We start from the raw sequence: 7,232 nt of genomic DNA on the forward strand, positions 1-7,232 counted from the left end.
CGTCCACAGCCCTTCGGAAAGGAGAACAAAATGAAATACCCATGCAAGCTGATCAAGGACCTGATGCCCCTGTATCACGACGGGGTGTGCTCGGAGGAGTCCGCCGCCGCGGTGGAGGAGCACCTGCGGGAGTGCGAGCCCTGCGCGGAGGCCTACCGGGCGCAGCTGGAATCGGACCGGGTCCTGGCCCAGGGGGCGCAGGTTCCCCCCATAAAAGAAACCCCAGGAAGCGCGCCGGGCCCCCTGGGGAAATCGCTGAAAAAGGTGCGGCGGAGCATGAAATGGCGCACGGCGCTGATCTGGGTGCTGGCGGCGGTCCTGGCGGCCGGGTGGTGCGTGGGGGCCGGCTTCTGGCTGAACATGACCTCCGTTCCCCTGCCGGCGGACCTGATCGAAAGCGCGGAGTACCAGGAGCGGGAGGCGGGAGAGGGCGTCTACCCGGACGGCATCTCCCGGGAGATCGTCTTTACCCTGCGGGACCGCTACCGGGACGACTTTCCCATTGATGAGTATGGAGGCCTCACCTTTTCCCGGGTCTGGTGCGACGTGGACGGGGACGGCGGCGAGGAGGAGGTCATGCTCTGTTGCTTCCCCATCTCCCGGTGGAACTACCTGTTCTCCCGGATTCAGCGGCTGACCGGGCGGGAGCCGGACCGCAGCCGGGAGAAGATCGTGTTCCGGGTGCCGGTGGACGTGGACGGGCCGGAGAAGCTGGCTGACCGGGTGTACTTTTTCCCAGACCGGGAGGACTTCAGCAAAATCCTGCGCTACCCGGAGGAGCTGTCTCACTTCTCGGAGGGGACGGCGGAGTATTTCCCCACTGTGACGGAGGAGGACCGGAAGGGGGAGTCCGAGCGCAAGAGGCTTCTCCTGGAGCGGGGGGTGCTCCTGTGGGACAGGGAAGGTCTATGACTCCCAGCCCATGCCCGCCTCTCCGGCGGTCCACAGGCCGTCCCGCTTCTCCACGTTCAGCCGGTAGCCGATGGCCCCCAGGCCGCTCCTCCACTTGGTCACGTCCAGGGTGAAGCTGGTTTCGGTCACGTCGGCGGTTTTCAGCTCAAAATGCACGCCGTCCTTCCAATAGAGTTCCTCCATGTTGATGTAGCCCTGGTCCCCCAGCTCCCGGATGGTGCCATACAGGGGTTCGCACTGGTGGGCGGAGGCGAACACCCAGCCGATGGCCTCCAGCTCCTTCTGGGAGAGCTCCTCCGGGCCGGAGAGGTCGAAGCCGAAGTATCTGCAGTTGTCGTTGAGGCCGTCGTCATCTTCGCCGTAGAGATCTTCCAGCACATCCAGGTACAGGGCGATCAGCCCGTCGTCCCAGCCGGTGACCTGGAGGGCGTCCGCGTGGATCTGCCCGGGGTAGGTCTCCAGGACGGCGCCGTCATAGTGGACGGAGACGGTCATGCCCGGCTTCAGCTCGTCCTCCAGGCCGGGCTCGAAGGCGATGCTCTCCGGCGTCCCGAAGGTGAGCAGGGAGCCGTATTCCTCCGCCACGGCGGTGAGGCCCGTTTCCCTCACTTCGATGAGGATCATTTCCTCCCAAACGCCGTCGGCGGACTGGTCGGAAACTTCTTGGCCTGCGGAGGACTCCTCCCCGGCGGGTTCGGTGGGCTCGGGCGTTTCGGCGACGTTAGAAAGGCTTCCCTGGCCGGGGGCGTTCTTGGAAGAGGGGAGGCTGTTTTCCCCGCAGGCTCCCAGTACGCAAAGGACCAGGAGAAGGGCCAGAAAGGCCGGTAGGATTTGTTTCATGGATCTTCGCTCCTTTCAAATTGTCCTTCTAAGAGATAAGTCGTCGAAGGTGCCCGAAGGTTTCACAAAGACGGAAATAATATAAAAAAAGCGGCGCGTTCCTTTTTGGGAATGGGTCGCTTTTGCACGTTTAAGAATTTTTAGGCCTTGCAGAAGTCGTTTAAGTACCGGTCTAGGCAGGCATCGATTACAGCCTTGGCGTCATCCGGCCCCCGGGCCTCGCTGATCTCGGTGCTCTTGTCGCTCTCCAGCTGCTTGTAGACCTTGAAGAAATGGCGCATCTCCTCGAAAATATGCATAGGCAGCTGGGAGATGCTCTTATAGCTGTTGTAGGTGGGGTCATCGAAGGGGATGGCGATGATCTTCTCGTCCTCCGCGCCGCTGTCGTCCATGATGATCACCCCGATGGGGTAGCACCGCACCAGGGACATAGGGATGATGTTTTCGGAGCAGAGCACCAGCACGTCCAGGGGGTCGCCGTCGTTGGCGTAGGTACGGGGGATGAAGCCGTAGTTGGCCGGGTAGTGGGTGGAGGTGTAGAGGACCCGGTCCAGGCGCAGCAGGCCGGTTTCCTTGTCCATCTCGTACTTGGACTTGCTGCCTTTGGAGATCTCGATCACCGCGTAGAAGTCATCGGACTTGATGCGCTTGGGAGAGATGTCGTGCCAGATGTTCATAGGGATGCCTTCTTTCTTGGTATATTTTTTCCTTGAGGGGAATATGTTTGAGTAATACTGTGTGGCCTCCGCCGCCACAGACCGGCGGCTACGGCAAGGTCGTGGAGCTATGCTCCACACCTCGCAACCTTTGAAAAGGTTGACGAAACTTTTACCCTGGTTAGCTTGGAATGCTACAGTTAACAACATTGACCGGTCCAGCTGGTCTTAAGCTGGTCGTCGTGCGGGGGTGCTGGTCCCCAGTGGGGACCGTCAAGCACCGACCGAACCGGCAGGTGAGACCGAAACCCCACGACCTTGCCGTAGGGGGCGTTTCTTTGCCCCCGGAGGCCTTCCAATACTCCAATACTCAAAAAAACACGCACTTAACCATGGAGGGATGACAATGACCTGCAGAATGGAGGACCTGCGGAGCAAGGAGGTGATCAGCGTCAAGGACGGCGGGCGGCTGGGCTTTGTGTGCGACCTGGAGGTGGACACGGGCGCCGCCGCCGTGGTGGCCCTGGTGGTTTACGGCCGGGCGCGGCTCTTCGGGCTTTTGGGCCGGGACCCGGACACGGTGATTCCCTGGAGGGACATTGAGATGATCGGCGGGGACATTGTGCTGGTGAAATGCCCCGCGCCGCCCCAGAGCGAGAGCCTGCTTGCAAGGCTGTGGAGAAAGCTGGCGGGATAGCGACGCGCGGGGGCGGTCAGCGGCCCAGGTAGGCCCGAAGCCTGGGCATGGCCAGCTGGCAGGCCTCCCGTCCGTGGTCGTACAGGGCTTGGAGCTTCTCCACGTCCTTCTCCGTCCGGCTCACCGTCACCGGCTCCAGCGGGCGGATCACAAAGAGCTTCCCCTCCGCCTCCAGCCGGTCGATCTCGTCCATCTCGGCGTTATAGTGCCGGGGCACGTTGAGAATGGCCCGCACCAGCTGGGGATACCTGCGGTAGACCCGGGCGTAGAGCCGTGCGGCCGGGCGGGAGACCGGCGCTTTCCGGTAGCCGTGCTCCCTGGTGGTGACCACCACCACCTTGCTATAGCCCTCGTCCAGAGGCCGCCGGTAGGGCACGGAGACGGACAGGCCCCCGTCCAGGCAGGGCTCGCCCTCCACATCCACCATGGGGGAGAGAAGGGGCAGGCTGGCACTGGCCCGAATGGCCGGGTAGATGTCATCCACGCCGCTCTTTTCATAGTAGCGGGCTTCACCGGTGAGGCAGCTGGTAGCCACGGCGGTATATTGGCAGGGAGAGCTCTGAAACGCCTCCCGGTCCAAGGGGAGGAGCACGTCGCTGACCTCCCCGAAGAGAAAGTCGAAGTTGAAGATGCTCCGGTGGCGGATCAGGCTGCGCAGGCCCATATACCGGGGATCGTTTACAAAGCTGAGGTTCACCTTCGCGGTGCGCCCCGGCTGACCGGAGACAATGTTCACCCCGGTGAGGGCCCCGGCGGACACCCCGAACACCCCCTCCCAGGAGAAGCCTTCCTCCATCAAAAGGTCGGTGACGCCCGCCGAAAACAGGCACCGCAGAGAGCCCCCCTCCAGGGCCAAAGCAATTTTATCCAAAAGACCACTGTCCTTTCCGTCAGTTTTACAGATTCATTTTACACCATAGAATAAAAACTTTCAAGCCTTCCCCGTTGATTTTCTCCCGCCCTGTTGCTATAATACCTATATATCACATTTTTTGGGACGCGCCCCAGGCGGAATGCGCCCGGCTGGCTCTCAGCCCGCGAAGCTGGCACACCGCGCCTAGTGTGTTCGAGGAGTAAGCTGGGTTTCGCGGTAGTGACAAAAAGATAAACACTCGCGCAGCTCGGTTTATCTTTCCGTTTTCCTGCGGAAAACTCGCCGGGCTGGGTGCGAAACGCTCACAGCTGGCTGGTTCCGGCTTCCAGGGGTGCTTTTTATTCTTGCAAAAAGCACCCCTCTTGGCGGACTTCGTCCGCCAATTCACCCCGCAAAAATTGCGCTTCTCAGGTGTTTAAGGTCAAGACCTTGGGGCGTTGCCCCAAACCCTACCAGGGGCCTAACGCCCCTGGACCGCGCAATGTGTCGTGGCTATGCGAAAACCATTAAACGTTCACGACGAACGAAGTGAGGAGTGGGTAAAAGTTTCGTCAACCTTTTCAAAGGTTGCAGGGGTTTGGGGACGGCGTCCTCAAGGTCTTAAAAGGAGGGACGTGCCATGCGCATACGGAAGAAGGCCTGGGCCCGGCCGGAGCTGGCCGCCTGCGGCTACTACATCGAAGATCCGGCGGGGCAAAAGGGCCGCTGGCAGGAGGGATTCGGGGAGAAGCGCCCCCTGCACCTGGACCTGGGGTGCGGGAAATGCGTGTTTCTGGCGGAAGCCGCCCGCAACAGGCCGGACGTGAATTTCGTGGGCATTGACATCAGCTATGATATTCTGGGCGTAGGGCGGCGGAATATACAGGCGGCGTTCGGGGAGAGGGAGCCGGACAACGTGCTGCTGTGCTACTATAATATTGAGCGCCTGCCGGAGCTCTTCGCCCCCGGCGAGGCGGACCGGCTCTATATCAACTTCTGCAACCCCTGGCCCGCCGCAGGCTGCCACAAGCGCCGCCTGACCCACACCCGCCAGCTCCTCCAGTACAAGCCTCTGCTGGCCCCCGGCGGGGAGATCTGGTTCAAGACGGACAACGATGATCTGTACCTGGCCACCAAGCGGTATCTGGGCGAGGCGGGGTTTGAGATCTTTTACGATACCAGGGACCTCCACGGGGAGAACGACCCGGAGAACATCCTCACCGAGCACGAGCTCATGTTCAGCGCCCAGGGGATCCAGATCAAAGCCTTGCGGGCGCGGCACATGGCGCTGGGAATGGAGAAAGAATTAGGCTAGGTTTCGCCGTGCGTCATGCGTTTTGCTTTACGAAACTCTGCCAAGCTGGGCGTAAAGCGCCCCCAGCTGACCAGGATAAAAATTTCGCATCCCTTCCGTTGGCGTGACGCAGCGCCGAACCGAAATGCCCTCCTAGACAGCGGCGTATCTTTTTGCCCGGAATGTGGGAATTCCTTGCCGAAGATTGGCATGAAAACACCCGCCAAGGAGAAAAGGCGGAAGAATAAGACTGCAAAACCCAAGGCTCGCCCTAAAAAGCCTAAAAAATCGAGCCGTTTGTTGAGAACAGCTATGACGGCTATTACAACGACCGCCACTTCTATGTTTGTGGTAATCGTGCTATTGTCTAGGTTCGTGCTATTTGCCGGGTATGTACCTACGGAATCTATGGAACCGGCGATACATAAAGACAGCTATATTCTGGGATGCAGGATTTTTGGCGAGCTGAAAGTGAGAGCAAAAATGAGTACGAGTAGTTCATAATTGATAAAAAACGGAGAGTGAAAATCTCCATGTTGAGTTTCTGTAAGAATCCTATTAAGCTGCTGTAAAAAGGTAGGCAAAAGCATCTGTAAAATGCAAGTTGTATAAGCCATTCCTGCAAACCCTCTTGACAACCGTAACTGATTGTGCTACACTCCATCCAGAAACCGTTGGAGCGGAGATCAAACCGGTTACGCCTCTACAGAGAGCCCGCGATGCTGAGAATCGGGTGGGAAACAGGCCGGCAAATGGACCGCTGAGGGCGCGGGCAAAGAATGTTGTTCGGGGAATAAAATCCACGTTGTTCTGGCGAACAAGTTTGAGTACCCCGCGACGTGAGGGTATACGTCAGTTGCCGGGGGTATGTTGGTACTCCGCTAAGGGCGCGGTCTTGTCTCTTTGGCCGCGAAGCGAGGTGGCACCGCGAGCGATCATTCGCCCGTCCTTGACTATTTCATGTCGAGGGCGGGCTTTTTGTATTTGTCCGCCCCCAAAAGGAGGTATTTCCATGTGCTATCTGACCTTCAAAGAGGCCCGTGCCCTGACTGCATCCGGTCAGTACCGCCGGATGCCTGTAAGCCGGGAATTGCTATCCGACTTCATCACGCCCATCACTGCTCTGCGGGTGCTGCGGGCCCAAAGCCGCCACTGTTTCCTTCTGGAATCCGCCGCCGACAGCGCGGGCTGGGGGCCGCTATAACTTTCTGGGTTTTGACCCGACCTTAGAGATAACTTGCAAAGACGGCCTCCTTCGAGTAGGAGAAACCGAGATGCGGGTGGAACATCCCGGCCCCGTTCTCAGGCAGATTCTCCGGGAGCACAAGAGCCCCCGAGAGCCCGGCCTGCCGCCCTTTACCGGATATTTCGCCTATGACTATCTGAAGTATGCGGAGCCGTCCCTGAACCTGGACGCGGAGGATAGGGAGCAGTTCCAGGACACGGACCTGATGTTATTCGAGCAGGTGATTTGCTTTGACAACTACCACCAGAAGATCATCCTCATCGCCAATGCGGACGCTGAGAACCTGGACGAGAGCTACCTCATCGCCTGCGGGCAGCTGGAACAGACAACCGCGCTGCTCAAGTACGGCAGGCCGATGGAACACCGTCCCGGACGGCTGACCACTCCCCTGACGCCCCTGTTCGACCTGCCCGCCTACAAGGCGATGGTGGAGCGGGGCAAGGCGTACATCCGGGAGGGGGACATCTTCCAGGTAGTGCTGTCCAACCGGCTGGAGGCGGGGTTTGAGGGCAGTCTCCTGGACGCCTACCGGGTGTTGCGCTCCACTACCCCCTCCCCCTACCGGTTCTATTTCACTAGCGAGAGCATGGAGCTGGCCGAGCACAACATGCTGGTGGACCTGGGCCGCAACGGCCTGGGCAAAATCAGCAAGTTTGGCGCGACGGAGTCCACATCCTCCCGGCCCATCAGCCCCTTCAACACCTGGAACTGCTTTTTGGTGGACAGGGACACCT

Annotated in this window: 9 protein-coding genes; 5 read left to right on the plus strand and 4 right to left on the minus strand. The window is 59.8% G+C overall.

Translation table 11 applies throughout. The annotated features are described in order from the left end of the window. Positions 1–30: 30 nt before the first annotated feature. A complete protein-coding gene (locus D7X94_RS13590) occupies positions 31–912 on the plus strand; it encodes a zf-HC2 domain-containing protein (RefSeq protein ID WP_120428214.1) in 882 nt (293 codons plus the stop codon). Here D7X94_RS13590 and D7X94_RS13595 read toward each other — a convergent pair. Next, a complete protein-coding gene (locus D7X94_RS13595; protein ID WP_120428215.1) occupies positions 907–1,752 on the minus strand; it encodes a hypothetical protein in 846 nt (281 codons plus the stop codon). The genes D7X94_RS13590 and D7X94_RS13595 overlap by 6 nt on opposite strands. A 140-nt stretch (positions 1,753–1,892) precedes the next feature. Next, entirely contained in the window at positions 1,893–2,429 is a 537-nt protein-coding gene (locus D7X94_RS13600) for an inorganic diphosphatase (RefSeq protein ID WP_120428216.1), read from the minus strand. A gap of 385 nt (positions 2,430–2,814) precedes the next feature. Here D7X94_RS13600 and D7X94_RS13605 point away from each other — a divergent pair, with 385 nt between their 5' ends. Next, positions 2,815–3,105 (plus strand): YlmC/YmxH family sporulation protein, encoded by a 291-nt coding sequence (locus tag D7X94_RS13605; RefSeq protein WP_199715118.1) that lies wholly within the window; start codon positions 2,815–2,817, stop codon positions 3,103–3,105. A gap of 16 nt (positions 3,106–3,121) precedes the next feature. Here the strand turns inward: D7X94_RS13605 and D7X94_RS13610 are convergent, their stop codons facing one another. Next, positions 3,122–3,976, minus strand: coding sequence for a patatin-like phospholipase family protein (locus D7X94_RS13610; RefSeq protein ID WP_120428218.1), 855 nt, complete (start codon positions 3,974–3,976; stop codon positions 3,122–3,124). Positions 3,977–4,598: 622 nt separating this feature from the next. Between D7X94_RS13610 and trmB the strand changes: the two genes are divergently transcribed. After that, positions 4,599–5,273, plus strand: coding sequence for a tRNA (guanosine(46)-N7)-methyltransferase TrmB (gene trmB / locus D7X94_RS13615; protein ID WP_120428219.1), 675 nt, complete (start codon positions 4,599–4,601; stop codon positions 5,271–5,273). Here trmB and D7X94_RS18215 read toward each other — a convergent pair. Beyond that, positions 5,270–5,590 carry a hypothetical protein gene (locus tag D7X94_RS18215; protein ID WP_147401738.1) on the minus strand — a complete coding sequence of 107 codons (321 nt, stop codon included), beginning with the start codon at positions 5,588–5,590 and terminating at the stop codon, positions 5,270–5,272. The two genes, trmB and D7X94_RS18215, sit on opposite strands and share 4 nt — an antisense overlap. Positions 5,591–6,264: 674 nt before the next feature. On the opposite strand from D7X94_RS18215, the gene D7X94_RS13625 reads away from it, so the two are divergent. Further along, complete coding sequence (locus D7X94_RS13625) at positions 6,265–6,456, plus strand: hypothetical protein (protein WP_120428221.1); 192 nt, start codon at positions 6,265–6,267, stop codon at positions 6,454–6,456. A 28-nt stretch (positions 6,457–6,484) separates the two neighbouring features. Continuing rightward, positions 6,485–7,232: chorismate-binding protein (locus tag D7X94_RS13630; protein ID WP_243111318.1), on the plus strand; the 748-nt coding region annotated here is incomplete at its 3' end.

Origin of the sequence: Acutalibacter sp. 1XD8-33 (assembly GCF_003612555.1) — a bacterium.
Lineage (GTDB): Bacteria > Bacillota > Clostridia > Oscillospirales > Acutalibacteraceae > Acutalibacter.

Coding starts and splice junctions, on each gene's coding strand:
- D7X94_RS13590 (WP_120428214.1), top strand. CDS start 31: ATGAAATACCCATGCAAGCTGATCAAGGACCTGATGCCCCTGTATCAC.
- D7X94_RS13595 (WP_120428215.1), bottom strand. CDS start 1,752: ATGAAACAAATCCTACCGGCCTTTCTGGCCCTTCTCCTGGTCCTTTGC.
- D7X94_RS13605 (WP_199715118.1), top strand. CDS start 2,815: ATGACCTGCAGAATGGAGGACCTGCGGAGCAAGGAGGTGATCAGCGTC.
- D7X94_RS13625 (WP_120428221.1), top strand. CDS start 6,265: ATGTGCTATCTGACCTTCAAAGAGGCCCGTGCCCTGACTGCATCCGGT.
- D7X94_RS13600 (WP_120428216.1), bottom strand. CDS start 2,429: ATGAACATCTGGCACGACATCTCTCCCAAGCGCATCAAGTCCGATGAC.
- trmB (WP_120428219.1), top strand. CDS start 4,599: ATGCGCATACGGAAGAAGGCCTGGGCCCGGCCGGAGCTGGCCGCCTGC.